Source organism: Paenibacillus sp. MZ04-78.2 (genome assembly GCF_024213375.1).
Lineage (GTDB): Bacteria > Bacillota > Bacilli > Paenibacillales > NBRC-103111 > Paenibacillus_G.
Genome location: NZ_JANAVJ010000002.1, coordinates 89895 through 116683 on the forward strand (window position 1 = coordinate 89895; position 26789 = coordinate 116683).

27 protein-coding genes and 1 pseudogene are annotated in these 26789 nt (G+C 53.2%); 9 read left to right on the forward strand and 19 right to left on the reverse strand.

Features of this window, described 5'->3' with window-relative positions:
- Positions 1–23: 23 nt before the first annotated feature.
- The 5 genes from NLX71_RS02060 to NLX71_RS02080 all read right to left on the reverse strand — a co-directional run bounded on the left by NLX71_RS02060 (position 24) and on the right by NLX71_RS02080 (position 3493).
- Complete coding sequence (locus NLX71_RS02060; protein WP_254361836.1) at positions 24–833, reverse strand: DUF2935 domain-containing protein; 810 nt, start codon at positions 831–833, stop codon at positions 24–26.
- 117 nt (positions 834–950) lie between these two features.
- Positions 951–1256: a hypothetical protein gene (locus NLX71_RS02065; protein WP_054972180.1), complete on the reverse strand. Its 306-nt coding sequence runs from the start codon at positions 1254–1256 to the stop codon at positions 951–953.
- A 275-nt stretch (positions 1257–1531) separates the two neighbouring features.
- Positions 1532–2764, reverse strand: coding sequence for an MDR family MFS transporter (locus NLX71_RS02070; protein WP_254361837.1), 1233 nt, complete (start codon positions 2762–2764; stop codon positions 1532–1534).
- A gap of 162 nt (positions 2765–2926) precedes the next feature.
- Positions 2927–3154 (reverse strand): YuzB family protein, encoded by a 228-nt coding sequence (locus tag NLX71_RS02075; RefSeq protein WP_254361838.1) that lies wholly within the window; start codon positions 3152–3154, stop codon positions 2927–2929.
- Between the two features lie 36 nt (positions 3155–3190).
- A complete protein-coding gene (locus tag NLX71_RS02080) occupies positions 3191–3493 on the reverse strand; it encodes an iron-sulfur cluster assembly accessory protein (RefSeq protein ID WP_254361839.1) in 303 nt (100 codons plus the stop codon).
- Positions 3494–3824: 331 nt separating this feature from the next.
- Here NLX71_RS02080 and ytvI point away from each other — a divergent pair, with 331 nt between their 5' ends.
- Positions 3825–4934: a sporulation integral membrane protein YtvI gene (ytvI, locus tag NLX71_RS02085; protein ID WP_254361840.1), complete on the forward strand. Its 1110-nt coding sequence runs from the start codon at positions 3825–3827 to the stop codon at positions 4932–4934.
- A gap of 65 nt (positions 4935–4999) precedes the next feature.
- Here the strand turns inward: ytvI and NLX71_RS02090 are convergent, their stop codons facing one another.
- Positions 5000–5236 carry a hypothetical protein gene (locus NLX71_RS02090; protein WP_254361841.1) on the reverse strand — a complete coding sequence of 79 codons (237 nt, stop codon included), beginning with the start codon at positions 5234–5236 and terminating at the stop codon, positions 5000–5002.
- A 167-nt stretch (positions 5237–5403) separates the two neighbouring features.
- On the opposite strand from NLX71_RS02090, the gene NLX71_RS02095 reads away from it, so the two are divergent.
- On the forward strand, positions 5404–5961 hold the full coding sequence (locus tag NLX71_RS02095) for a DJ-1/PfpI family protein (RefSeq protein WP_254361842.1): 558 nt from the start codon (positions 5404–5406) through the stop codon (positions 5959–5961).
- Positions 5962–6037: 76 nt separating this feature from the next.
- Here NLX71_RS02095 and NLX71_RS02100 read toward each other — a convergent pair whose 3' ends face one another.
- The 5 genes from NLX71_RS02100 to NLX71_RS02120 all read right to left on the reverse strand — a co-directional run bounded on the left by NLX71_RS02100 (position 6038) and on the right by NLX71_RS02120 (position 15842).
- Positions 6038–7243, reverse strand: coding sequence for a M14 family zinc carboxypeptidase (locus NLX71_RS02100; protein WP_254361843.1), 1206 nt, complete (start codon positions 7241–7243; stop codon positions 6038–6040).
- Between the two features lie 69 nt (positions 7244–7312).
- On the reverse strand, positions 7313–8122 hold the full coding sequence (gene racE, locus NLX71_RS02105; protein ID WP_254361844.1) for a glutamate racemase: 810 nt from the start codon (positions 8120–8122) through the stop codon (positions 7313–7315).
- A gap of 184 nt (positions 8123–8306) precedes the next feature.
- Positions 8307–9380 carry a polysaccharide deacetylase family protein gene (locus NLX71_RS02110; protein WP_254361845.1) on the reverse strand — a complete coding sequence of 358 codons (1074 nt, stop codon included), beginning with the start codon at positions 9378–9380 and terminating at the stop codon, positions 8307–8309.
- A 241-nt stretch (positions 9381–9621) separates the two neighbouring features.
- Positions 9622–14955 carry a S8 family serine peptidase gene (locus tag NLX71_RS02115; RefSeq protein ID WP_254361846.1) on the reverse strand — a complete coding sequence of 1778 codons (5334 nt, stop codon included), beginning with the start codon at positions 14953–14955 and terminating at the stop codon, positions 9622–9624.
- Positions 14956–15413: 458 nt separating this feature from the next.
- Positions 15414–15842, reverse strand: a complete 429-nt coding sequence (locus NLX71_RS02120) for a disulfide oxidoreductase (protein ID WP_254361847.1) — start codon at positions 15840–15842, stop codon at positions 15414–15416.
- A gap of 62 nt (positions 15843–15904) precedes the next feature.
- On the opposite strand from NLX71_RS02120, the gene NLX71_RS26485 reads away from it, so the two are divergent.
- Entirely contained in the window at positions 15905–16036 is a 132-nt protein-coding gene (locus NLX71_RS26485; RefSeq protein WP_302058039.1) for a hypothetical protein, read from the forward strand.
- A 131-nt stretch (positions 16037–16167) separates the two neighbouring features.
- Here the strand turns inward: NLX71_RS26485 and NLX71_RS02125 are convergent, their stop codons facing one another.
- The 3 genes from NLX71_RS02125 to NLX71_RS02135 all read right to left on the reverse strand — a co-directional run bounded on the left by NLX71_RS02125 (position 16168) and on the right by NLX71_RS02135 (position 20038).
- Entirely contained in the window at positions 16168–17385 is a 1218-nt protein-coding gene (locus NLX71_RS02125) for a glucose 1-dehydrogenase (protein WP_254361848.1), read from the reverse strand.
- Positions 17382–19421, reverse strand: a complete 2040-nt coding sequence (locus tag NLX71_RS02130) for a glycoside hydrolase family 15 protein (protein WP_254361849.1) — start codon at positions 19419–19421, stop codon at positions 17382–17384. Before NLX71_RS02130 ends, NLX71_RS02125 begins: the two co-directional genes overlap by 4 nt.
- A 179-nt stretch (positions 19422–19600) precedes the next feature.
- Positions 19601–20038: a hypothetical protein gene (locus tag NLX71_RS02135; RefSeq protein WP_254361850.1), complete on the reverse strand. Its 438-nt coding sequence runs from the start codon at positions 20036–20038 to the stop codon at positions 19601–19603.
- Between the two features lie 169 nt (positions 20039–20207).
- On the opposite strand from NLX71_RS02135, the gene NLX71_RS02140 reads away from it, so the two are divergent.
- Complete coding sequence (locus NLX71_RS02140) at positions 20208–20876, forward strand: helix-turn-helix domain-containing protein (RefSeq protein WP_254361851.1); 669 nt, start codon at positions 20208–20210, stop codon at positions 20874–20876.
- A gap of 217 nt (positions 20877–21093) precedes the next feature.
- On the opposite strand, the gene NLX71_RS02145 is transcribed toward NLX71_RS02140, so the two are convergent.
- Positions 21094–21765, reverse strand: a complete 672-nt coding sequence (locus tag NLX71_RS02145; RefSeq protein WP_254361852.1) for a class I SAM-dependent methyltransferase — start codon at positions 21763–21765, stop codon at positions 21094–21096.
- A 313-nt stretch (positions 21766–22078) separates the two neighbouring features.
- On the opposite strand from NLX71_RS02145, the gene NLX71_RS26955 reads away from it, so the two are divergent.
- From NLX71_RS26955 to NLX71_RS02165, 5 genes are all read left to right on the forward strand, one after another.
- Positions 22079–22258 (forward strand): CPBP family glutamic-type intramembrane protease, encoded by a 180-nt coding sequence (locus NLX71_RS26955; RefSeq protein WP_375377876.1) that lies wholly within the window; start codon positions 22079–22081, stop codon positions 22256–22258.
- Positions 22259–22458: 200 nt separating this feature from the next.
- Positions 22459–23133 (forward strand): hypothetical protein, encoded by a 675-nt coding sequence (locus NLX71_RS02150; RefSeq protein ID WP_254361853.1) that lies wholly within the window; start codon positions 22459–22461, stop codon positions 23131–23133.
- Positions 23130–23687, forward strand: a complete 558-nt coding sequence (locus NLX71_RS02155; RefSeq protein WP_254361854.1) for an accessory gene regulator B family protein — start codon at positions 23130–23132, stop codon at positions 23685–23687. The genes NLX71_RS02150 and NLX71_RS02155 overlap by 4 nt, the downstream gene beginning before the upstream one ends.
- Entirely contained in the window at positions 23684–23806 is a 123-nt protein-coding gene (locus tag NLX71_RS02160) for a cyclic lactone autoinducer peptide (protein ID WP_254361855.1), read from the forward strand. The genes NLX71_RS02155 and NLX71_RS02160 overlap by 4 nt, the downstream gene beginning before the upstream one ends.
- A 263-nt stretch (positions 23807–24069) precedes the next feature.
- Complete coding sequence (locus tag NLX71_RS02165) at positions 24070–25221, forward strand: phosphodiester glycosidase family protein (RefSeq protein ID WP_254361856.1); 1152 nt, start codon at positions 24070–24072, stop codon at positions 25219–25221.
- A gap of 70 nt (positions 25222–25291) precedes the next feature.
- On the opposite strand, the gene NLX71_RS02170 is transcribed toward NLX71_RS02165, so the two are convergent.
- The 4 genes and pseudogenes from NLX71_RS02170 to NLX71_RS27265 all read right to left on the reverse strand — a co-directional run.
- Positions 25292–25696 (reverse strand): YtxH domain-containing protein, encoded by a 405-nt coding sequence (locus NLX71_RS02170; protein ID WP_254361857.1) that lies wholly within the window; start codon positions 25694–25696, stop codon positions 25292–25294.
- 6 nt (positions 25697–25702) lie between these two features.
- Positions 25703–26146 carry a DUF948 domain-containing protein gene (locus tag NLX71_RS02175; RefSeq protein WP_254361858.1) on the reverse strand — a complete coding sequence of 148 codons (444 nt, stop codon included), beginning with the start codon at positions 26144–26146 and terminating at the stop codon, positions 25703–25705.
- 163 nt (positions 26147–26309) lie between these two features.
- Positions 26310–26669 (reverse strand): tRNA 2-selenouridine(34) synthase MnmH, encoded by a 360-nt coding sequence (locus NLX71_RS02180; RefSeq protein WP_254361859.1) that lies wholly within the window; start codon positions 26667–26669, stop codon positions 26310–26312.
- A 2-nt stretch (positions 26670–26671) separates the two neighbouring features.
- Positions 26672–26743: pseudogene (locus NLX71_RS27265) on the reverse strand (IS200/IS605 family transposase); the annotation flags it as partial.
- Between the last annotated feature and the right edge of the window lie 46 nt (positions 26744–26789).

Sequence of the window (26789 nt, forward strand, 5' to 3'; positions counted from 1 at the left end):
GGATTTATTTCGATTCGTTCGCTCTAATCCTCGACGCGGGGACGGGCCGGGTCGCAGAGGGGCTCTGTGTACTCTGATGTTTGAGCAAGCTTTGTCAAGTAGTAGCATTCCTCGCGGGACATATGATCGGCCATCAAAGGCGACAAGGTCCCGAGCGCCTGCTTGCTAAGCCGAAGCTCCTCCAGCTCCCGCAGAAACTGCATGAACAGCGCCATCTCAAGCTCTACGTCTTTGCCGAAACGCGTCAAAGCCGGAAACTTTCTCAGGTTTGCGCGCAAATAGCCGGCCAGCTCGACCGCTTTCAAATAAAACTCGCGAAAATGCTGATCGAACGTCCGGGCCAGCTCGGTCAAACGCGATTCCGCCATATCGAGATCACCTGCAATCGAGCTCGCATGCCCGTACGCGTCCTGCAGCCAAACCAGATGATGATGCAGCTCATGGAACACCGGGGCCGGTTGACCGGAAAGCAGACTCCCCAGCACTCGCAAATATTCCTCCGCCTCGTTCACCATATGGCTAAAAAACGAAGCCGATAGCCCTATCCTTATCTTCCCGATCAACTGCCTCTGCAGCAGATGCAGCTTGAAGCTGCGCAATTGCTGCGTCAAGCGGTAAGCTTCCCGCGTAATCTCGCTTAGCCGCTCGCGCTCTTGCGTATTATGGGCCTGATGAAGCAGCCCGTCGAAGGCTGCGATCATCGTCCGGGCCCGCGTTACCTCTTCGGATTCGTCCGCAGACAGCGAATCTTTAATAAACCGGGCATGATCCCCCATCACCTGCAGCCAGAACCGGTGTTCGAACGCCGCGGATGTCTCGAAATCCGTTACCATCCCTGTCCCTGCCTCCCCATCGGCCGATGAAGCCGTCATGTGCTACAAGTATCGTATGCACCGCGACCGGGGCAAGTGCCTATTGGGGAACAAAAAATCGGGATCGGCTAGCGGTTGCTAGGCGTGACGAAGATCCTGCGCCCGGCAGCTCCAATAATCGAAGAGAGACATGAAGACTTCATTGTCCGCTTCACACCGCACGGAAAGCTTCACTTCGCCGCGCCAATAAAATGTAATGACCTGCCGGCTGCGCCCTTTGACCATTTCCACGTCCCAGCAAGAGGAAGCGAGCTCGTACACCTCGCGATTGATGAACATTTTCGGGCCTTCGCTCGACAAAAAGACGCCGACGAAATCGTTGCCCACTTTGGTATAGAAGCCTTGCTTCGTCATGATGCTCCGTCCTTGGCTCTGATCTGCCATCCGTTCTCGCTCCTTTATATGCAAACAAAAAGACTCTCCGCTAACGGTACGGGAGTCCGCATCTATCATCGCGCGTCTCCGTGCCATCGGTACACTGGCTGGCATCACGCAACCCGGCGCCTTAGCCTCTAAAGCTAAAGCTTTGCGCTCGCGGGCTTTCGCCCGGTTTGCCTCTATCGAGCACGCTCGAAAATTGTCTTTTTGTGTATGATTGAATCTCATCTCTTAGGATAAAAGATCAACCCTGCAATATACATAGTTCTTATGAACTATTTTCATGGATTTTCATGTGAATTATGACACATTCTAGATACTTGCTGGCCTTTCCAATAAAAATAAATTCCTGCCACCGTAACGGCAGCCATGACGGAGAACAGCGGACCGCCTCCCCATGACGACAAAAGCACGCCGCCCGCCAAGGGACCGATAAAATGCCCGAGATTCGTAAACGACTGCGCGCCGAAATACGTGCCTCGCATTCCTTCCGGCGCCAACCGGTCGATCAGCATGTTCGTTGCCGGAAAATTCAGCGCTTCCCCGATCGTGAACAGCACCATGGAGATCATAAACCCGATCCAGCCGGTAGAGACCGCAAAGCCGATATCCCCGAGCGCAAACATGAGACCGCCTACCACAATCGCAGCCATCGGACCGCGGCTTTCGAACATTTTCGACAGCGGCACCTGCAACAGGACGACCGTCACCGCATTGACCGTCATCAGCAGCGCGAACAGCGTCGCCCCGTCGGCTACGCTTTGCTGCACATACTGCGACAGAGTGGACATCATCTGCGAATAACCGATCGCGGCGATGATTCCGCCGGCAATGTAATAACGGAATACGCGATCGCTCGCGATGATCCGCCATGCCGAGCGAACCGTCACTCCGCTGCGGCGCTCGCCCTCGATCTGACGAATGCCGAAAGCGTGAAGCAGCGCATAGAGCAAAGCGGCATAGATCAAATAAACGAAGGCCGTGATCAGAAACGGCAGCCAGGCTTCGAACATGCCGAAGTAAGCGCCGAGCAGCGGTCCGACGGCTACGCCGACATTGATCGCAAGATAACGCATCGTGAAGACGTTAAGCCGCTTTTCTTTCACCGTCACGTCAGCCATCAGCGCTTGCGATACCGGTTCGTAAAGCGAACGGCAGAGCCCGTTCAGCATATTGAACAGCATGAAGAGCAGCGGCGCTTTGGCAAGCGCAAAGCCGGCGAAGACGATCACCCAGCCGGTCAAGGCAATCATCATGATGAACTTGCGCCCCAGGCGATCCGACAAAGTTCCGCCGACGAAGCCGCCCGCCATGCCGGCAAGCGAGCCGATGCCGATGATTGCGCCGATCATGATCGGATGCAGCCCCGACTCCCGAGACAAATAAATGGCCAGAAACGGCATGCTCATGGACGAAGCGATCCGCGCCAGGGCGGTTCCCACGAGCAGCACATGCACGATCGGATGATACTCGCGTAAGAAATGAAGCAATCGAGACTTTACAGTTGCGAACATCGTGCCGACCTTCTCTCCATATAACTCCTGGCGTTATTAACCTTAGGTAAAATAAACCATAGAGCGAAACTGGATTTCATTATACAGCAATCGGTCGAGCCTGCCCAGTCATTCGGCAAAAAAAAGCCTCCCGTTCGCAAGCTGCGCCAGGAGGCTCGTCCGTCATTTCTTCTTAATATACTTGCTCGCTTTCTCGATCGCTTCGTCTTCCGTCGCGCCGGTTACGTACCGGCCGTTAATATAAATGAAGGCAAACCGCGAGCACGGGCCGCAATAGGACTTGCAGCCGACCTTGATGTCGGTGTCAGGCGCCAGCTTCTGCAGCTTCGACAGCGCGGTTTTCATTTTCATATGCTTACATTTGTCACAGATGCGAATATCGTTGGCCATGCGGAGTTATCCTTTCTGAGGCAGCCGGAAGGCGGATTAATGGTCGCCGTGGTTGCCTTTGCTCGGATTGGTGACCGCAAAGCCTTCCTCCGGCAAATAGAAGTAGTCGACGCGCACGCCGTCCAACAGCGGCTCGTCCTTCTGCAAAATAACATCGATCCCGCTGTCGGTGGCTACGACCACGTCATTTTCCGTAGGCGTGTCCATTCCGAGTCCGTAGTGCGCATGATCGCCGTGCTTGTGTGTTACATATACGCGAAGCTTCAAATCTTTGTTTTCCTCTTGTTCCATCTCGGCCAAAAGCATCTTCGCCGCATTGCGCGAAATCTTGCATTTCATGTCCAGGCACATCTCCCACTATGAAGCATTTTCCCCTTATTGTATATAAACCCGGGAATGAAAGCAACTTTCCGCAGCCGGTTCACAAATGCTGGTAAGAAGCCGTTCATTTCTGATATGATTACACATATATGAACTCACGCACAAAGGGAAAGCGAGGAGACAGCGAGATGTCATTGACGGAAAGGCAAACAAAACAGCCGGTTCACATCGAATGCTTGATTGAGAAACGCTTGATGTGATTGGCGGCCATCAGCCCCAACTCGCTGACAGACACCTTGCGCCACTTGGAGGAAAACGGCGCTGACCCACTAAAATTCCGAGGTGACCTATGATTTCTTTTTACCGCAAATATTACAAAACGATCTTCGACATCGCTTTGCTGGTACTGACCGTGTACCTGTTCATGTTTGTCTTCAGTTACCTGTACCGCATTGCGACCCCGATCTTCCTGGCTTTTGTCATTTACATGATCATTGAGCCGTTCGCGCGCTTCCTGCACCGCAGAGGCATCAAAAAGGCGATTGCGTCCGCGATTTCGACCATGATATTCGTGCTCGTCATCCTGGGCGCGATTACCGGCGCCGGGGTCATCTTCACGAGCCAGATCGTCAGCCTGAAAGACAAACTGCCCGAATACACCTCGGTGCTGACACGGGAAATCGCCAAGCAGACGGATACTCTGCAAGACCGCTTCGGCACGCTCCCGACGGAAGACATCGTGAATAAAGCGAAGGAATATTCGGCGGAAATCGCGAAAAAAGCGACCGAAATCGTCCGTTCGTTCCTGACCAGCACATTTACAGTTCTTACGTCCTTTTCGGCTTTCTTGGTGAACTTCGTCATTGCGATCATTTTGGCCTATTTTCTAAGCATCGAAATCGAATCCTGGAAGCGGATCGCGGAGAAGAAGACGCCCAACACGTTCAAGAAGGCGTTCCACTTCCTCCGCGAAAACGTGTTGATCGGCATCGTCACCTATATCAAGGCGCAGGCCAAGCTGATCGGCGTGACGTTTGTCGTCATCTTCATTGCGCTGCTCGTCATGAATATCAAAAATGCGTTTTCCGTCGCGCTGCTGGCTGCCTTCTTCGACGTGCTGCCGCTGCTTGGCGTCTCGACGCTGTTCATTCCGTGGATTATTTACCTGTTCGTGGTCGGCCAAACGACGCTGGCCATCTGGCTCTCCGTCTTGCTCGCGGTCGTAATCTCCGTCAGGCAAATCCTGGAGCCGAAAATTACGGGCGATTCGCTCGGGGTTTCCGCTTTTACGATGCTTTCCTTCATGATGGTGTCGCTGTCTCTGTTCGGCGTGTCCGGACTGATTTTGTCGCCGATTCTCATCATCCTGATCAAAGCGCTGTACGAGCAAGGCTATTTGAAAAAATGGATCCGCATGCCGGCGGAGGAGTATGAGCCGCAGCTTCCGAAGAGCAAATAGCGTTCCTTGACAGACTCTATTGGGAGAAGAAAAGAGCTGCCTGCGGGCAGCTCTTTGCGTATTTATCAGGTGGCGCCGTATTTGCGCTCCGCCCGGTCGGTGAACCAGTTCATGAGCAGCATCGTAACGGCGATATCGTCCAGCGGAATGAATGGCAGCGCATCGGGCATAACCCAATACACGAGCGCAGGGACGAAAAACAGCAGCTTTTCCCTTATCGGCACTTTGGGCGAGCGCAGCAGCGGGATAATTCGGCGGAAAACATGACCCCAATGCCGCAGCGACCACAATCGACTCCACATGACGAATCGTCCCCTTTCTTGTACGAATGGCCTCTCTTTAGTATACACCATCTTTCGGCAATCTCGAAACGATCCGACAAATTTCGACAATTTCAACCCATTTACAGCTTTTCCTCCATCCCGCATAATGATAAATGACGTTCCAACCTTTACAAAGGAGTGATTCCATGTCTAAGAAAGTACTTGTGCTGACAGGTGACGCGGTTGAAGTATTGGAGGTGTATTACCCGTACTATCGGCTGTTGGAGGAAGGGTACGAAGCGGTTATTGCCTCGCCGACGAAAAAGATGCTTCACACCGTCGTACACGATTTCGTCGAAGGTTGGGAGACCTATACAGAGAAACTCGGTCACCGGCTTCCGTCTCATATTGCCTTTGCGGAGGTGGACCCGTCCGAATATGACGCATTGATCATTCCGGGCGGCAGAGCGCCGGAATACATCCGTTCCGACGTCAACGTCCCTCGCCTCATCGGTCATTTTCTGGAAGCGGACAAGCCTGTCGGGGCCATATGCCATGCGGCCCAAGTGTTCGTCTCGCTGCCCGACTACAGCTATTTCCAAGGCCGCACCATGACCGCGTATACGGCTTGCCGCCCCGATATCGAGCGCCTCGGCGCCACCTATGGCCCGGACACGCTTCATGTGGACGGCAAGCTCGTCACCGGACACGCCTGGCCCGATCTACCGGGCTTTATGCGCGAATTTTTGAAGCTTTTGAAATAAACGGAAAAGAAGTGCTTCCGCCTCGGGCCTATCCTTCGACGGAAGCACTTCTTTTTTTACGACGCCGGGGCCGCAGCTACAGCTTCAATCCTTCCAGCATGATGCCGATCGCCTCGTCGTACATTTGCGGGAACTGTTCGATCGGAAGAGGGTTGATGCCGATTCCCGCTTCGATAGTGAACCCCAGGCGGCCGAACTCCTGAATGAACCAATCTTTATACCCGGCATCGCTGCCGGCCAGCTTGACGGCCCGGTACCCGCTGCTCGCCTTCGCCAGCCGGCGTGCCGCCTCTTCAGCCTCCGGCGGCTCCTGCCCCCGGTAGTTCCAATAAATTTCCCTGCCCTGCGTATGAAACGCCATCACCAGGCGAAACGAATGCCCGCGAGTGAACGCCTCCATCGCCTGCGCTTCCGGCTCGGACAGCGGCGCAGGCCCTGCGTAGTCCCGCGGACCCGGACCGGGCACTTCCCGCCTGTCGCGCTCCGCCTCCCAATGGGCCGGAAACTGGTCGTTCAGATCGACGCCGCGGATATTCGCTTTCCAGCGGGAGAACTGCTGCGAATCGTAATTCCAGCGGAGCAGCTCTTTATAATAAGGATGCCCCGGCGTTACCCCTTGCTGCACAAGCTCCACGCCGTCCGGATTGACCATGGGCACGACCCACAGCGAGGTTTGCTCGTACAGCGCGGTCATATCCCGGTTGCGCAGCGGCTTCCTTCCGGCATAGGCCGCTGCATATTCCTCGATAAATTTCATCAGCAGCAGCGACGTCACCCATTCGTTCGCATGAAACGCCCCGTTATAATGTACTTCCCGCGGGCCAGTGCCGATCCGTACCGCCGGAATATCTTTTCCGAGCACGGATTGACCGATGACCGTCATTTCCAGAAATGGATACGCTTCCAGCAGCCGGTCCAAATGGTCCATGAGCTCCGCATAACCGTACTCCACGTCCGTTTCGACAATCGTCAAGCCTTTGCTTACGGGAAGCACGATGGTTTGTCCGATCCGCAGACGGCGCGGGTCCGCATCGGGGTTGGCCGACTGGAGCTCCGCCAACGAAATATTGAACCGCTGAGCCAGATCCCACAGCGTGTCCCCCGCTTGAATGACGTAGCGGCTCGTCGTTCTTACGGGAATGTGGACGACTTGGCCGGGATACAAATAGCTATGCTCTTTTAAATGCGGATTCGCCCCATAAAGCGCCGTCACGTTCATACCGTACCGTCGTGCGACCCGATGGAGCGTATCTCCGCGTCTGACGACGTAAGGAAATGTCATCCGACAGCCCTCCTCAGCTCACTGCCCGGACGCGAAGGCCCGGGGTTCGCTAATGCATATGCCGGAGAGCTATATAATATTCGGAACCTGCCAGACGACGGGCGTCACCTTGATTTGCTCGTTCAGCCATCCTTGCGCAATCATCTTGAACATCCAGGGATCTCCGCTGCAAAAAAATTGATGAACCGGCAGCTTATTGGAGGTCGCCAGCATTCCTTTGTGATACAGGATGGTGCTGATTTCCCGCGCGGTCTCCTCCGCCGAATTAATCAAAGCAACATCCGGTCCCATGACCGAAGCAATCGTATCCGTAAGGAACGGGTAATGCGTACACCCGAGAATCAGGCAATCCATCGGGGATTCCTTCAGCTCGCTAAGCGATTCCTCGATGACCTGCCGGGTTTGTTCACCGTGGAATACGCCCTTCTCGACCAAAGGTACGAACAAAGGACAGGCCTGGCTCACGACTTCAATGTGAGGGGAAATTTGACGCAGCGCCGTTTCGTAAGCATTGCTTTGGATCGTTCCGATCGTTCCGATGACGCCGATCTTTTGGTTGCGGGTCATTTTAATCGCTGCCCGGGCTCCGGGATGAATGACGCCCACCACGGGAACAGCCAATCTCGCGCGAATCTCCTCCAAGGCAACGGCCGTTGCCGTATTGCAGGCGATGACTACCATTTTGGGGTGAAACTGAAGCAAGTAATCGACGATCTGTTGCGTGAAGCGAGCAATCTCCTCGGCCGGCCTCGGTCCGTAAGGCGTCCGGGCGGTATCTCCGAAATAAACGATTTTCTCCTGCGGGAGTTGGCGCATGACCTCTTTGACGACCGTCAATCCACCGACTCCTGAATCCAATATGGCTATCGCTTGCTGCACGGTTATTCGCTTCCTTTATGTTGGTCTGTTCACTTCTAGGTTTATGGTATGTAGAGCGAAAAGGAAAGGTGTCCGTTTCGGCTTATTCTGCCGTTCGGATCATTTTATCTTAACAGACCCCGGCCAAAAATAAAACCCGCCCTGAGGCGGGTCGCGGCCCAAAACGGAGTGTGCCGGACGAAAATTACTTCGGAGGCTCGATATCGCTTAACAGCGCAAACTCGTAGCCTGCTTTTTTGACGGCTTTGACGATTTTATCCAGCGCCTGAATGTTTTCCGGCGAACCTTGATGCATTAAAATAATGTTGCCGTCATGCAAATTGTTCATAATGTCGTTGTAGGGGTCTTCCGCGCCGTTCTTGCGTGGCTCCCAGTCGCGCATGGCCGTAGACCAGAAGACGGACGTGTACCCCATATCGGATACCATTTTCAATAAGTGCATATTATAGCGGCCGTACGGAAAACGAAAATACGGCTGGATGTCCTTCCCGATCACATCTTTATAAAGCTTCTCGTAATCTTCGATTTCTTTGCGCACCTGCTCGTCGGTTTGCGTATTCATATCCGTATGCGTCATCGTATGGTTGGCGATCAGATGCCCGTCGGCCACGAGCGTCCTGATGAAATCGGGATTTTTCTTGACGTTGTACCCCGCGATAAAAAAGTTCGCCTTCACCTTGTTGTCCTTCAGCGACTTGACCAACGTATCGATATCTCCGAGCGGACCGCCGGTATCGATGGTCAAATATACTTTTTTTCCGGTCCCGACCCAAAGCGCCTTCATGTCTTTCGTGTAGCTTTTCGTCTCCGCCGGGAAATTCGGGACCTGGCCCTTGGACTTCTTCATGTAATACCACGAGAGCGTCTTGCGGTCTCCGGTCTTTGCGGCCGGATTTTTCGATCCGGATGCGCCCGCTTTGCCGTTATCGTTGACAGCTCCTGTCGCGCCAGACGGCTGGCCTTGCTTGTCGGCAGACTCGGACGGGCTCAGTTTGTCCTTCGTCGCTTTCGTTTCCTTCTCCGCTTTCGCGTCCTTGGCTGACTCCGAGTTGGCGGAGGTTGCCGGCGGGGCCGGGACAACCGAAGAATCGCCCGTCGAGGCGGATGACTTCTTGGATTCAACCGGCTTCGGTGTTTCGGCCGATTTCGGCGACTCCGTTGGCGTGGACGGCTCGGCGGCGCGCTCATTGCTGCAAGCTGCAAGCATGAGAGACAATGCCGCAGCAAGCATCCAGGTCGCCTTTGTTTTGTTGTTCATCGCTGTTCCCCATTTCGTTGATCGTGGAGTCATTTGGTACGGTCGAAAATCCATTGCTCGAACACGAATAATTGTTCGTATATATTTTACCAAACGGCGTATCATGTGGCAAACCGACGGTAATATCGCTAGGCCATTCATGCAAAACATACAAAGAAAAGACCTCCGCGGAGGAACCGCAGAGGTCATTCGAACTTTCAACTGGTACGCATCGCATAGGCCAAAATGAAGCAGCCTCGGCTTACTTGATCGTAATTTTATGCACCGCCGTATGTTGAGCCCCTTTATTATCGGTAACGGTCAGCTGCACCGTATAAGTTCCAGCAGTAGTAAAACGGTGCCTCGCTTTGACGCCGGTGGCCGTTCCGCCGTCGCCGAACCGCCATTCGTAACGGACGATTTTCCCATCCGTATCACGGGAGGAAGAGCCGTTAAACGTAATCTGCTGCTGCTTCTTTGCCGTATCCGGCGCAGAGATTGCCGCAACAGGCGATACATTGGCCGGAGGCTGGGTACCGGTTACGTACACTTGGCCGGGCGCTTCGAACTCCGCTTGGTTGCCCGCCCGATCCCAGACGCGAACAACGACGACTCCGCCGTTAAGCCCTAAGGTCGACGGTGTCTGATAAGTTCCCTCGTAGTGTCCCGGTCTCGTTTCCGTCAACGGAATCTCGTTTCGCGCCATGCTGCTCAGCAGAAGCGGCACTTCGACGCGGAAAGAGGCATTCAGGCCGGGCGCGCTGTCGAAGGAGACGTGAAGCGGCTCTCCTGCCTTAAGACGAACATCGGCCGCAGGCGAGAGATTATTGATTTTCGGCAAGGACAGATCGACGTACACGGCACGAGTAACCGTCGTTTCATTGTCGGCAAGGTCTTTTGCCGTCACCGTAACAAGGTTCTTGCCCGGATTGATCAAAATGCGGTGAGCGAAGGTCCTGTCGCTGCCAATCTCGGCCCGCTGCCCGTTCACCGTCAGCGTACCGAGGAATTCGTCGCGGACCGTCCCGGTCACATGGAGCGCCTCACTATTGGTTCTTGCTCCCTCCAGCGGAGAGATAACGACCAGTTCCGGCGGCGTTTGGTCCAGTGTGACGGTGACGGGCTCCGAACGGTCTGTCGCCTTGCCGCTTACGAGCGCTTCGGCGCTCAACAGGTTCGGTCCCGGCTTCAACTGCGCGGTCAAGCTGAACTGTCCGTTCTGCACGGCAGCGGTTCCGGCCAATTCCGTTCCGTTGTATAACCGGACGGTCGCCCCGTTCGCCGGGGAAGTTCCGTTGACGGCAATCGTCGGCTGCTTCGTATAGAAATCATCGGCCGGCGACGTAATGACGGGAGCGTTCACCGGATAGCGAACGATGGCACGGATCATGTAGTTCCCATCTTTTTTGGGGGTAGCACTCCACACGCCCCTGACGCGCTGCCAGCTGCGCAGTGCATTTTTCCCGTTCTCGTCGGTTCCAAGTCCCGGAGAATTCGGATTGGCGGCAGGCTGGATATAGACGACATAGAAGTCGCCCTGTACGGTCACGGGTTCGGCCAAGTCCATCGTCGTCCATTGATTGTTGCGAAGCGCGGTGCCATCGAACGGCCCGGCAAGCAGACGTCCGGGAGCTCCTCCCTTGCCAGAAGCGTCGTAAATCGCGTATTGGAACGCCGTCCCGCCCGGCTTCGGCCATTCCGTGTTCCAGAAGCGGAGCGATACGCCTGTCACTTGCGCGGCACCGGACTCCGGCGTCATCCGGACAGCCCAGGCATTGTCGGGCGCATTGAAAGCTCTGGCATTCTCGGGCGTGCCGTCGTCGTAGGCGATTTCACCGGGGAAGCCGATGAAAGGCTTCAGAGCGACCGGAAGCTCCACGGCGCCTTTCGGTGTGACGGTTACCTTGGCGGTTTTGCTATAGTAATCCTTTGCCGCAACGGAGATCGTATAAGTGCCTTCCATCGCATCCAAATTAAACGCGCCATAGACGTTCGTCGTCACAGGAGCAATTCTGGGGTCTTCCAGAAGAAGCACGACCGCGCCCGCAATCGGCTGACCGGTACGCTCATCCGTCACGGCGCCGTTAATTTGCCCGTGAGGAATGGCTTCCAGATTGAAGTTGGCTTTGACATCGGTCCCGTCGGTAATGGTGACAGATTGCGTCCGCGGATAATACCCGTAGGCTTCCGCCTTCAATGTAAATTTTCCGGCCACATGGTTCAAGCTGTAGCGTCCGGTAGAGGCATCCGTTTTAACGGAACGGCCGGTCTCCAGCACGGTGACGGTTGCGCTCGCAGGCAAGCTTTCCGTTCCGATGCTGCCGTTGTTCACGGCCGGCTTGAACTCGCTCTTCTCGGTTCTGGTGATTTTGTAGAGCGGATTGCCATACTCGGGCTTCGGCTTTTGCAGATTCAGCTCGGGAGCCGTATTCGGCGTCTGCACGGTGGTAGTAACATTCAGTATTTGGAAATTGTCAATGTACCATCCGGCTTTCGATACGCTATTATCGCTCTTCAGCCTGAAGCGGATTTGCGCCTCTTTCCCGGTGTATTTGTCCAGATTGTAGGTAACGGGGCTCCACTGCTTTCCGTTCGTGCTATGCGAAAATTTGCCCAGCTCGGACCAAGTGTCTCCCCCGTTTGTGGAAATTTCCACATATCCGTAATCATAGCCGCTTTCGATCTCAAACCAGTGCTGGAACGTCAGCGTGGCATTCGTCACATTCGTCAGATTGATGGTCGGGGAAACCAGCGAAGCATCCGCATTGTTCTCGTAGGTCCCGTCCAGATCGGTTCCCCATACGTTCGGCCTGGATACGGCTTCAGCCGGTCCGGGAGCAGTGGGCGCTCCCCGTCCCCATTCATCCTTGGCTCCGCCATGAGTCCATCCGTTATCGGTATTCGAATCGAAAGAGTCATGGAACAGGACGGTAGGACGGCGAACGGTTAGCGAGGCTTCGTTCGACTTGACGCTTTCATTGCCGCTGTAATCTTGGGCGGTGACGGTATAATAGTAGGTCGTATTCTCCACCGTATTCGTATCGGTATACGTTGCCGAGGTTACCGTGCCGATGGCTTCATAGCCCGCGCCGGAGCGCGTGGAACGGTACACCTTATACTGCCTCAGATCTTCGTCGGCGGGCGGAGTCCAAGTCAGCGTGACATGGCCCACAGCGTCCGCCGAAGCGCTCAGGCTGCCGGGGGCTCCCGGGGCAGTACGATCCGGCGGCTGGATGGAAAGATCGTCAATATACCATCCCCCCTTCTGCGTCGAGGCGTCGCTGGTCAAGTTAAACATCAGGGAAATCTCTTGGCCTGCGTACGGCTTCAAGTCCACAAACTGCGTTTTCCAGCCCCCGCTGCTGCCCGTGAAGGTTAATACCGGCTCGAAGGCATCGTCGCTGTTCTTGGAAGCGATGTACACTTTGCCGAAGTCGATATTGTTTTCCAAATCGTACCACTGCTTAAAGGAAAGCACCGCCCCTTCCGGACTTGACGTAAGATCGATCGGCGGGGCAAGCAGATAGGAGTTGGCGCTGGCCGGATACGTGCCGGTCAGATTGGTGGCGATTACCTTTTGCCCGGAATGGGCGCGTCCCGGACCGCTGCTCGGAACGCCCCAAGCCCAAGCGCCCCCTTCGCCTCCCGTGGTAAAGCCCATATTGTCAGTCTCGAAATCCTGAAAATAGCCCGGCTTGACGCCGCTGGATACCGGAATCTTGTAAACGTTGCCATTAAAGCCGTTGTTGCCGTAATCGTTCACGCGGAAATAATATTCCAGTCCTTTCGTATCGAGCAGAAACGCGGGGATCGTCGCCTCATAGATACCGTCCTTGCTGTCGCCCGACTTGCGCTCCATCGGAATGTACGTGTAATGATCCGTTCCTGCAACTTTGGCAAACAATTCAACAGCGTTCACGGCTACATTATCTTTCGCGCGGGCGGACACCCGGGCATCCAGCCCCTTGAAAACAACGGTTAACGGCGTATGCTCCAATACCGGGGCTTCGTCATCGTCCCCGGCCGTTACGACCTTGCCGGATACCGTACCGACTCCCTCCAGAACGGACCCGACCGCATCAAGCGCGTTGACGATGCCGTGACCGTATCCGTTGTTCGGCGTGACAGGAAACTGGCTGTCCGTTCGCTTGGTGGCCGTTTTCATCAGGATTTGCTCGAGTTGATCCACCGTCAGGGAGTGATTGGTTTGCAGCAAAAGCGCGGCAATCGCGCTCGTATGCGGGCCGGCCATGGAGGTGCCGTTCCAGCCTCCCTCATATTTTCCGCCCGGAACGGAAGAACGGATGTTGACTCCGGGAGCCGATACCTCCGGTTTAATCTCCCCGTAAGGAGAAGGACCGAGGAGAGATAAATCGGCCAGGTTCTTGTTGATGTCGGTCGCCCCGGTGGCGAATGCTTCGGGATAGTTGCCCGGGTTGGCTACGGAGCCGGGTCCGCCGGGATTCGTCTCGCGCTTGTTCCCCGCCGAAAATTCGGGGAAAATCTGCGCGTCCCGCCAGGCTTGAACCATAGGCCGGAACCATTCGTTAAGTCCTCTGCCGCTGCTCCATGAGTTGTTCACGACATCCGGCGCCAGCTCGGGATGAAGATTTCCCTGTGCATCCTTGGGAGCAAGCAGCCACTGCGCCCCGTCAAGAATAATGGCGTCGCTCGATTTCGGGTTGAAAATGCGCACCGCGATCCATTTGGCGCCGGGAGCTACGCCGATTTTGTTCGTACCGTTCGCCTCCGAACCGACCATCGTTCCCATCGTATGGGTGCCGTGGCCGTCTCCGTCAGCCGGCAGCGGCGCTTTGCTGTGAGGGTCGTACCAGCTTAGCTCCGGATTCACGACGTTCCCGGAAGCATCCAGTCCCCGCCACTTGCTCTGCAGCGCGGGATGCGTGTACTCCACGCCCGAATCCAGGTTGGCCACAACGATGCCTGTGCCGTCGATGCCTTTGGCCCAAACCTCGGGAGCGTTGACCTGGGAAATGTTCCACTCCACGTTGTCCGGTTTGATTGCATCCGTTTTGGCCTCGGCCTCTTTGTCGATTTCCGCTTTATCCAGGAATCGCTCTTCGTTCGGCAAAATTTTGTCGACTTCCGGGAGCTGGGCGATATTCTCCATGACGGATTTGCTGCTCGTTACCGCCATGGCGTTGACAATAAAGAAGCTTTTATAGTCCTTGACTCCTCCCTGCTCAAGCTCATTCTTCAGGTAGCTTTCCAACGATTGCTGCGAGCTCGAAGCCGTTTCACGGAGCGAGCTGACAACGGAGCTCCGCCTGGCAAGCTTGATTGCGGCCGGCGTGGCCTTCTCCATAGTGAATTTTTGCAGGGCATTTTCGGAAGCGGCGGCCGTGTCCGCCTGTTCTTTCATTTTCACGAGGTAAGTGACGTATTCGTCATCGGCAAACTGCTTGCTGAGCTTGGGAGAAACTTTTTCGTCGGCGACGCGGGGAGAGCTGGATTTGAGATCGCTCTTTTGAGAGACGCTTGTGTTGTCGGCACTGGCCGGGTAACTGAAGGTTAGCGAAAGGAGAATGGCCATCCCCAGGGAAACATGTTTGCCTAACTTTTTGTGCTTCAACAAAATTCATCCGCTCCTTTGACTTGGTTTCAGCAATTCGTAGCATCCTCCAGAGAGAACATCTGCGATCTGGTTGCTTGCAAGTCATGCCTTACCGGAATGAGAGTTGGCGAACAATCACCTCCAAGCAGGGACGGGGCAAGGAATTCGTTAGACGGAGCATATCCCTATGAAATTTTAGTAGAGTAAGCGATAATGATGATAGTATAATATTGTAAAATAATATATACAAGAACAATTGTGTAAATATATACAATAAAATAAAAAAATGGTATGCAAGCACTACAAAAAAGCGCCCAAGAGATCGGAAACGGTCCCTTCGAGCGCTTGAATAGGTTCAATGTGTCTTTATTACCATACTTTCGACAGCTTATTCACCGATATTTCGGCAGCCAATCGCCATGAGCCTCGATCAGATCGTCCGCATAGCGCCATTTTCGTGTGGAGAGATGTAAATCGTCTTATTTCTTTTCAGCTACCCACATCAAAATTTGCAGAACCGTGATCAGCACGAATGCGACCAGCGCCAGAAACGGAATCGTCACAAACCCGAACCAATCGATATAGTCCAAGTCGCACGGAACCAAGCCGCACGCGGCTGCTCCGGTCTTGAACCAGTCGGTCTTCTGCATGAGGAAATGGTATAACGAAATGCCCCCGCCCCAAATGGACAGCGGCAGAACATACAGGTACATATGTCGTTCTTTGCGGACGGCTGCGATGCCCAATATAATCACGAGCGGATACATCAGGATGCGCTGGTACCAGCACAGCTTGCATGGGGTAAACTGCATAATCTCCGAAAAATACAGGCTCCCCAGCGTAGCCGTGAGCGCCACAACCCATGACAGATGGTGCCCGTTCTCCCGAATGGTCTGTTTCCAATTCAATCGTCCATCTCTCCCTTCATTTTGTCTACATCATATCAAAACTGACGGAGGTGTACCATTACATGGCTCACATCTATCACGAGGCGGCGTTTAACCCTCACCCCGGCAAAGTGCTATTCGCAGACCACGCCCGGTCCGCAGCGCAGCACAAGGTCGGACCGCAGGCTTGGAGTATCATTTGGTGCATACGGTAGTTTCGGGCCGGGGGGGAATTTTCGCCGCCTGCCTAGCGATCCCAAACGAAAATAAGCGGACAGCCGCTTTCACAGTCGAAGGCGCTGCCCGCTTATATTTTATTTTCCATGTATATTAAAACAACACGCCCTTACACCGAGAAGCTGTACGCCACCTCTTCCGCTTCGTGCCGGACCAGTCCGGTCCATTGCTCCCGCGGGACAAGATCGACGACGGCTTTGACGGCGATCCGGCCGAAATCCAGCTGCGGCACCTGCTCAAGCGTCAGCCGGTCGGTCATCAGCCTGCCCAGCAGGCCGGGAAAGCGGGCTTCCATCTGCTTCAACCGGTACAGCCCGGTTTCAAAGTCCTTGCGCGACGCGTTCACCGAGCCAAGCACGCATTTGTTCTCCAGCACCAGCTCCTGGTTAATCTGATCGGAGGAAATCCGAATGCTCCGGTTGCCCGGGGTCACGCCGAGGAGCGCCAGCACGCCGTTTGGCCCCATGGCGGCCATCGCGTCAAACGCGAGCGGGCTGTAGCCTGTGCATTCGAAGATGAGGTCTGCGCGCCGGCCGTTTCGCTGCAGGAACGCTCCCAACGCGGATATGGCAGGAGCGCTCCCGGACCCCGCCGGGGCGGCTGCTTCGTCTTCCGCCTGCGCGTACATCGCTCCGCAGGCCCGCACGAGCTCGGCCCCGATCGAATCGTCCGGCGACTTGGACCATACCACGGTATCCAGACCCAGACACCGGCACGTTAGCGCAGCAAGCAGCCCAAGCGGTCCCGAGCCGAGCACTACAGCCGTCCTCGGCTGCCAGACAAGCCGCTGCTGAATGCGCTGCACCTCGTTCCACACTTTCTCGACAATGCTCTGCGGCTCGGCCAAGATCCCGAAGGCAAGACTTCCCGCGGGCACCTTGACCAAATATCTCGTGTCCTCGACATAATAGTCCGACAAATACCCGTGTGCGCCGCGGATGCCGCGTTCCGTATACTGCCCCGTTTCGCAGAAGTCCTGCTGCCCGTTGCGGCAGTTGACGCATCCCGGGTCCGCGCACGGCCTGCGCACCAAGGCGCAGACCGCGTCTCCCGGCACGAATCCCGTGGCCGGGTCCGCTTCTTCCACGACGCCGAGCGATTCGTGCCCGATCGTCAGCGACGTTTCGCCCGCCGGCGGCACGCCGTACTTTTCGCTCATGATCTCGCGGTCCGTCCCGTCAAGGCCGATGCAGAGCACGCGGACGAGCACGTCCGTCTTCGTCTGCCGCACGGGACGCTCAATCTCGACCAGCTCCAGCTTCGGCTGCCCCACTCCGGCTTCCGCTCCGCCCGCAGGCGTCAGGCCGGTTAAGCGCACCGCCTTCATCGCTTCTCTCCTGTCGCATGGAGCAGCTTCGCGTCGCTCTGATCCTCGCGGCCGCGTTCCCGGTGCCGGAACAGCTTCAGCTTCGACAAGTATTCCTGCACCACCTTGACGAACGTCGCATGGGACCAGGTCAGCGGCGAAACGGACATCGGCTCGCCGCTGAACGGATGCACCTGCTCGGCCAAAATCCCCGAAGGCAGCGCATGGCTCATCGTCCATCGCAGCAAATCCGCCGCCTCCTTCAGCTCCTCTTCGCCCTTCGCCGTGGCAATCACGTATTCCGCATACCAGAGCGTGCAAATAAACCACGGATTGCCCGGCACCTTGGTGACATCCTTCGTCACCTGATGATAATAATCGTTGGAATACCGGGCGAGCCCTCCCACGTCCGTCTGCACCCAAAGCTGCTGACGGATCGCTTTCATGGTAGAAACGACCCGCGGATCGTCCGGCGCAAACATCCCGAAGTCGAATATTGCGTACATGCTCGCATCCAGCGTCAAATCCGGCTCGTACGCCTGCTTCTCGTCATTCCAATAGAGCGAACGAATAAACCGCTGCTCCTGCTCGGAATAAAGCGAGTGCTCCACCGCCTGCTTTACGTTGCCCGCCTTATCCCGGTAGTGCAGCGCCCTCAGTTTATCCCCGAAATGCTCGGCGAAGCCCGCAGCGGCAAGCAACCCCGCATAGACGCTCGCGACCGTGAACAAATGCACGCCGTAGCGTTCTTCCCACAGGTCGTACGAGGGCAGCGGCAATCCGGAAGCATCGGTATAACGCGCCATAAAATCGGCCGCAGGCAGGACGAGATTGTCGTAGTCGTCGCGCGCTTCGTCCAGCGTCCGGGCCAGCCGGTGATGATGCCACAGCGCGAACAGCACAAGCGCCGTCTCGTCCTCCTGGATGGCAAGCTGCTTCTCACCGCGGGCATTGACCCACGGGTGCCAGCTCGAACCGACGGAGCCGTCCGGGTTGTACTTGTGGAGCAAGTAGCCGTCCTCCGACAATCCCCGCTTGCAAAACTGGAAAAATCGTTTCGTCAGCGCATGATAACCGCTTCGGTCAAGCGCATGCGCAATCAGCGCGCCGTCCCGCGGCCACATATACGAGTACGTGTCGCGCGCAAACTTCAAAATGTCCGAATCGTTGGCGGCCAAAATGGCCCCCCGGTTGTCCGTGTTCGTGCGGACCACGAGCAGACTCCGCTTGTAGAAGGAAGCCATGTCCGGCTCAAGCAGCTTCAAATCGTGCCGGTCGTGTCCGAGCCACTGTCCCCAGTAATTGTATGTGCGTTGCAGCAGCGCATGCGGCGTAGCCGACCGGACCGTGCGCTCCAGCTTGCGGATTTCCTGATCGCCCCGGGCGAAGCAAATCCAGAACCAAGCCTCCTTCGCCCCCTTGGCCGGTACGCGCAAGGCCAGCTCGACCGTTCCGTCAACCGATCCTTGCGCAATCGGATTGCCGCCGAGCCGCCCGTCTTCCGCATCCCGCCATGTTCCTTCGAGCCGGTTCATTTCCTTTTGCCCGGTTGCGTACGAAGTAACCCCTGCCTCCTTCTGATCCTGCCTCTGGCACGACAACGATAAGTACCGATGCCCCTTGTAAAAGACAAGCGATCTCAGTTCCGGGTCGTAGTATACCGTATCGCCCACGCCGTTGCCGTACATATGCAGATCCAGATGGAAATACAGCTTCACCTCGCGTTCCAGGTCCCAGTCGTTTTCCACGACCACCTTGCGGATGAATACATTCTCCTGCACGTCCACGCCGTCGCGGAGCTGCAGCTTGAGGCCGAGCCGCTCGTGCGTGCAGGCGACGTTCGTAATCATGGTGTCGTTCAAATAGCCGGACTGCTTCTTCAGCTCCGGATGGTCGATCCAGAAAAAATCTTCCGCCGTCCACACGCCAAAATGCGATAAATGATCGAGCGCTTGATTCTCCTGACCCACATAAGGGAAATAAACATCACGAACATTGTAATGGACGTCAAAATTAATAAGCACATTGCCGTTGCCTATAGGCAAATCACGGGCCATAACGTCTTCATCCCCTTCCTACTCATCCTAATTTTCCCCATGAGTGGAAGGAATTTATGCATTCGACATAAAAACCCTTCGCATCCTTGGTATATTATGGTATACTAAGGTAAATACATGAAAAGGCCGACCTGTAAAGGCCAGCCTTTGGTATGAAAATGGTTATGGGCAGGTGCCGCTTATTTGCGTTTTCTTCCGTGTTTCACTAAGGTCATGCGACGGGTGTGGCGCAGCCAGGAGTAATAAGCTTTCAGATCACGAAGTTGAATATCCTGAGACACGCGGCCCAAGAACGTAACGACAATCATTTTATGAAGAGGATTGCCTGCGATATCGGTTTCATCCTTCAATTCGATAAACTCGGCGACCATCACAAGGTCCTCGTCAATCAGGTAAACGTCTTTTTCATTTGCATAATAAGGTTGGACTTTACAGTTTTTCAGTCTTTCCCACAAAAAGGAGCAAATATGCCCAATTCCGCCCTGCTCGTTCTCCACCCGCTCCGACCATCGGCTGAGCGCATGGCTGGTAATGACAATATCTGCTACTTTATAACCATTAAATTCAATAAAGTAAGGTTCGTAGGTGCTCCAACGGTTCATAACTTTGTCTCTCATTACAATCCCACCCCCTTTTGTAACGCTAAAAAAGTGTACTACTTCTAATGTAGTATTCGTATTACATAGAGTCAAGAGGCAGACATATCATATAAACGCTTTTTTAGAAATTGCTATTTCCTTTCATACGTTTGTCCATTACAATAGTTTCAGAGAGGAGTGACCAGGTTTGGGACAACCTATTCCCGATTTCGGAAAATTTCTTGAGGGGCTTCGAGGCTCGATGTCTTTGCGTGAAGCGGCTCGCAAAAGCGGTCTTTCCCATGCCTACATCCGAGATCTTGAGCTTGAGCGAAACCGTTCCACCAATGACAAAATAACCCCGTCGCCAGATACGCTTCAGAAGCTGTCGGCTGCATACGGCTACCCCTATACCGATTTGATGATTAAGGCAGGACATCTGATGAGCAGTCATATTTCTTCGTCTTTCGCCCCCAAGCGAAACGAGGATATAGACCTGTCGAGCGTCTACTTCATTGAGATCGGCATGAATGAAATTACTTATTATCAGAAAGGAGCGACAATGACGAGGAGCATTGAGTCGCTGCTTGATTTCAGCAGCTTTTTGGACCGATTGGAAGAGAACGATTTCAAGAAGATGGACACCGATCTTTACGTCAATTTCAATCACATCCGCAAATATGACGAACGGCGCGGCCGGCTTTATTTTGATGAAAACGGCGAGGACCCGCACGTCACCATCTCAGCAATCCGCCAACGGAAATACCACGAACATCTTCTGCGCAAAGTGGCGATCAACACCAAAAAAAGTCTGGAATTTTCCTTCAGTAAAAGCAGTAAACCGGCAGCTTTCTCCTCCGTGGAGAAGAACGTCTAGTTGCGTCCCGCACTATTGTGTCTATCACCGCCCGCGAGCGCGAACGACTGCCGCGGGCTATTTTTGTATCCGATTGTGCCAGCAGGAGCGTGAGTGAATAGCTGTTAGTATTATTCTATGCTTCCGGCTCCTGTTTAGAATGCGTTTGCTGAGAGTGTTCATAGTTTTTTAGCCGCTCGCGGCTTGGAGCGAATGAGCTGCCCGAAATGATCCAGATTCATAGCAAGCCGCCCTCCTTATCCGCTCCAATCATCCACAGATTGCTGCAGTACGATTTGGTGATCCAGTCCAGCTTGGCATACGTCTCTTGGGAGATATGATGGCTTCGCGCGCCGGTCATGGATCGGATCTTCAGTCCGCAGTCCAAGAGCAGCCGATGCAGTTCGACCGGCATCAGCATATTGTAATTGGTCGGCTCGCCCCGCAAACGCTTCAACGCTTCTTCATGAGGCAAATTGCCGGGACCCAGACAAGCGATGACTATTCCGCCTCCCGGCTTGATTACCCGGGCCATTTCACGGATCATCCCGTACGGATTCCTCACCCACTCCACCACCGTGCAGCAGAAGACATAGTCGAAAGTCTCGTCTTCCTCGGGAATCGGGTCGCAATCTGATACATACGCCTCGACCTGCCTTGCCTTGGCGCTCTCGACCATGGCCTGAGAAATGTCGATGCCTTTCGCGAGAAAGCCCATCTCATTCAAGCGCTTCGTACTGATCCCCGGCCCGCAGCCGACATCAAGCACGCGCCGCCTTCCATCCCGGACCGCAAATTTCGCAAAATACTTCAGCAGCAAGCTTCGACTGCCGTTGTCCCACAAGTCCTCATTCGAAAAGAAGGCGCTGAATTCGCCCCACCATGCTCCGCTATATACGTCAACCGTCATTAGGCGTATCCTCTCTTTATCCCAGAACATCGCTCCATCGCGCTTCGGACCGAGCCGTTCCTATGCCAAAACATGGCACAAATTCGCTTGAAGTTCAGCACGGACTCTTGTACACTGTAGCTTTAGAGCAAAAAAAGCCTGCTTTGGTTGCGCGCAGTCCTCTGTCTCTTACACTACCAAAGTCAAGGCTTCTTTGCCATTATGGCTCTTGTTGAAAAGCAGGAAAAAATTGAATTGATATGGCGTAAGCGGTTGTTAGTCGCTTTCATATTGAAACTTTCATTTTATTAGCTCAGAAAAGTTCTTAGAGGAAGTGTATCATGGAGCACATTGGTCTGTTTTCTATTTTATGCTGGATCGTTTCCTCGCTTACTTTTTAGTTGGAATGATTCTTTGGTTCGTTTACAAAAAGGCAGGCAATCTATTGCCGGCAATGCTAGCTCATGCCTCATTAAACTATATTTCCATTATAGTACGCACATTAAATAGGTAAATTGCAAAAGCATAACAGTTAAAATTCGCCAATTTTCGACAAAAATTTTCTTGTGTACTTATTATGTGTATATTAAACTTATCTAGAAGCAAAACGATTCTAAAGTTTTCCAAACGATTTTGTTATGTTATAGGACTTTTTTACCATATGTGATAAATTGTAAGAACTATCTAACAACTAGTTTTTTAAAGGGGTCCCTCATGGTTACTTTTCTTGTAAAAACGGTGTTTACGACTATTGAATTTTTCGCAATGGTGTTGTTGGTTTTATCCGCTTTCCGTATATACTTTCGATATGCACTACATAAAGTATTTTTTATCGCTTTAATTCTATCATTAGTTTCGTTTTATGTACGTGATTTTCTGGAACAATTTAACTATGCTTTTTTGTCTATATTTGTAATCGAAATCGTGCTGCTAACCTTATTTTTTAGACTTCCTATTCTTTTTTCATTTTTCATGTGCATCATTGCCAATCTTGTAACAGCCTTTTTCGAAGGTCTTGTCGTTGCTATAGGTATACAGATGAATTTAACGTCAGTGCAATTAATACAGACCAATCTAGTTCACTCTGTTACTTGGCTATTAGTTGTTACAGCCCTTCAAGTGTTGCTAATCCTTTTTTTGCAACGCTATAAAATAGGTTTTCACTTCACAATAAATGATTCGATGAAAAAATACAATTTTTGGTTGTCAGCTATACTTAGCTTAAGCGTATTCGCACTTCAGGTGCAAACTTTAATGTTCGGAGAATCTAAATACCATATTGCAATTCCAATCGTATTGGCAATTATTTTTCTTATTGGTATCGTGCTTTCGTATAAACATAATCAAAAACTATGGAAAGCAAGAAGAGAAAGGCTGTCCAAGAGATGAATCCTATTGATTCAATGGCAACATACTTGGCAAAAGTTATACGTGAGCATAATAAACATGCCGGATCAGAAATAGCTTTAAAATACGCGTTGAGTTTAACAATCAATACGAGTCTTGCTATAACCTTTTCCTTGTTAGTATCCCTTTTTACAAATCGTTTCGAAGAAACGCTTATTGGTATATGTGTATTTTTGTTGATTCGTTATGTTAGCGGAGGAGTTCATTTATCTAATTCGCTGGCTTGCTGTATTACTTCAATTTTTATTTTTACAACTATCGCCAATGTACCATCTGAGTATACAGAAATATCCATGTATCTTAATACTATTTCCTTTATGATCTTGCTGTTTACAGCCCCTAACAATATTAAAGATGTCAGCCGAATTCCTCAAAAGTTTTACCCTTTATTAAAAATAATCACATTACTAATCATATCCAGCAACTTTTTTATCAAATCTACAGTCTTTACTGCCGCTTTCATAATACAAGCAGTTTTAACAACAAGATATTCATACAAAATTATTAATTATTTTGAGAGGAGACTACCCCATTGAAAAAAAAATTAGCTATTATCGCAAACTCAATACTAATGGCTCTGGCCGCTTTTTTTGTTGAAACAAATTCATTAACTCTCAACCGCCCAGAAACACCGGAAGAACTTCTTAATAAATAACGCCTTAGCTTTCTGGGCTGGTAGTCCGCAGGTCTGCCAGCCTTATCCATGCCCGTCGACTTCCGTATAGGCCGGTTTATTTCTCCCCCTCGAGCCACGCACCCTCCCCGCTGATAACACCCCTAAATTTTCCGAAAAGATTATTTGAGCGCATCGTCAAAGAAACGGACGATTACCGTAATTTTCCTCATGCAACCTTTTTCGCTATATTTCGTTTATAAAAGAGGATGGAGTCTAACCATGCCATGGAAAGGATTTGAATTATGTCCGCACCGATGCCCGGCAGTCCTCGTACTCAGAAGACCACTGCCGCTGCTGCAAAGAAAAAAAAGAAGCCGGTCAAAAAAAAGAAGCGGCGTTCTTCCGCCTTGGCTTCAATTGCACTCTATACGCTCTTTTTCCTATGTTTGTTTGGAAGCGTGTTCAGCTTGTGGTTTTTTCTAACGGAAACCGGCACGAATTTGCGCATGATGATGGCCGATACGATTATTTCGACACAGCACCGCCATTGGGCGAAATACCTTATCGGCGAGGAAGAACTCAAAAAACGGGTTGATCGGTACTGGGCGCAGTTCGACACGTATTCCGAAATCAAGGATAAGGACCTTGTGCGCGTAGATCATAAACCGGCGACAAAAGTTGTCGAAAAAAAGCCTCCGGTTGAGATAGAAGACATTGCGGGGAAAAATTTTAAAGGCAAGCTGCTGATCGTGAACGATCCGAAAACGCTGCGTATCGCCGTTCCGGGCACACGCGGCAAGGGAGAAAAGGTTTCCTCGATGGTTAAACGACTAGGGGCCATTGTCGGCGTCAATGCGGGTGGGTTCGTCGATCCGGAATGGAAAGGCAACGGCTTTCAGCCGACCGGCCTTGTCATGTCGGGAGGGAAGATATTCTATAACGATGGCGGTATGAACACGCGTAATCACATCGTTGCCATCGATAAAGAAGGTAAGCTAATCGCGGGCAAATATACGCCGAACGAGCTGGTCAAGATGGGCGTTCAGGAAGCGGTCACTTTCGCTCCGAAGTTTATCGTCAACGGCGTGGGCATGATCAAAAATCAGGCCGACGGCTGGGGGATCGCCCCCCGCACCTCGATGGCGCAAAAAGCCGACGGCACCATCATGTTCGCCATCATCGACGGACGCCAGCCGGGATACAGCATTGGGGCGACGTTGTACGATATCCAGAAAATTTTTCTGGAGCACGGCGCGGTCACAGCGGCCAATCTGGACGGCGGCTCCTCGACCATACTGGTCAAGGACAACCAGATCTTGAACAAGCCTTCCAGCGAATTCGGCGAACGGTTTTTGCCCACCGCCTGGCTGGTGTTCGAAGACCCGGCCAAAGCGAATATCAAGAACATTTGGGAAGGACTCGATCCAAGCAAGATCGATCCATCCAAATGGTAATCAACCGCCAAAAACTAAACGGGATCTCGGCCATGTCGCCGAAGATCCCGTTTTTTTTGCAAGTCAAGCTTCAGTGCTCCTCGCGTTCAACCGTCGTAGCTGCGATAGACGCTTCGGCTGCGGCTACATCGTCTGTGCCGTTTTCCGATTTGCCGCTGCGCCACGATTTCATTTCCTGATTCACTTGAACAGCCGCCTGCTTCGCTTTCCCCGCCATCTCCGACGTCGTGCGTCCGATGCTTTCCGCCGCAGTCTGCGCTTTATCCGATGCGGCGGAGACGATCCGCTTCGATTTTTCCGCAACATCGCCTGCGATTTGCTGCGTCTTCTCACTCACCTGATGATAGCCCTCTTTCAAGTCGGCGCGCAGCTCGCGTCCGGATTTAGGCGCAAACAGTAGAGCTGTCACCGCGCCAAGCACACCGCCGATTACGGCTCCGACGAGCAAATCCTTATTTCTTTTTTCCGCTGCCATCGTTCTTCACTCCTTTGATTTCATGGGTCTGGAAGCTTGCAGGCGATGCCAGAGCTGCAGGCCGGCGGCTGTCAGCTCCACCAGGTCATTTGCGGTATCCCGATGGCTATGTAACGCTTTGCGCGCCTCAAGTGCCGTGCTCTCGATGGAGAGCGACACGGATTTCACGATCCGGGATACCCGCTGTACCGCTTCTCCCGTCTCCTCCGCCGCCGCAAACCAAGCATCGACCGCTTGCATTTTGCCTTGCAGGTCCTGCATGACCTCGGTCGACACCCGAAGCAAGCTTTCCGTGCTCTCCGCTGTTTGCTGCACTTGCTGCTGCATCGTGTCAAGTGCGGTCTCGGTATGCCTCAGAGCACGAATCGCCAAATACGCAAAGCGTATAGCCAACCCGATGAGCACCAGAAAAGCAAAAATGCAGACTGCCGCTCCCCATTGCCACCACATGGCCTTCACCTCCGTCATCCCAGCCGCTTCTAGACGAATGCCTATGAGATAGTACAGTATAAGACGGAGGCGCCCATTTTGACACAACTTCCGAAAAAAAGAACGAGGAGCTTGCCAAAAAAGGCAGAAAAAAAGCCCGGTTGCCCAGGCTTTAAAGTTCGGCTTAAAACAGCCGCTTCAGCTCTTGCTCGATTCGCTGCACGGCTTCGTCCGTATGACGGACGCGGAGTCGGATCGGCTCCGTGGTATAACGTTCTTCCGCATGCTCGTAGCGCGGATCGTAGTAATATTCGAGCAGCAGCCTCGCGGCTTCCTCGAATTCATGGTCCAGCAGATGCCGCTCGATTTGCGCGGCAACCGGCGTATGAAGCCGACGGCGAATTTGCCGAAAAGCGGCGAGGCAGGCGTCTGCGTGCTCCTGCGGCCGATATTCCTGCACGATATGCCGTATCCGTTCTTCCAATGGTACCTCGATCCGGATCGGGATGCCGCTTGTTTTGGCTTCCGCCAAAAAGTTGGGCATCACCGCCCTTTCACAACCAAAACAAGATGATAATACAAATAGAACACCGAGTGATTATTGTTGTCTAATCTCATTGATATAAAAGCCTTTCTTTTATAAAAGACTGGTTATATCTCATCA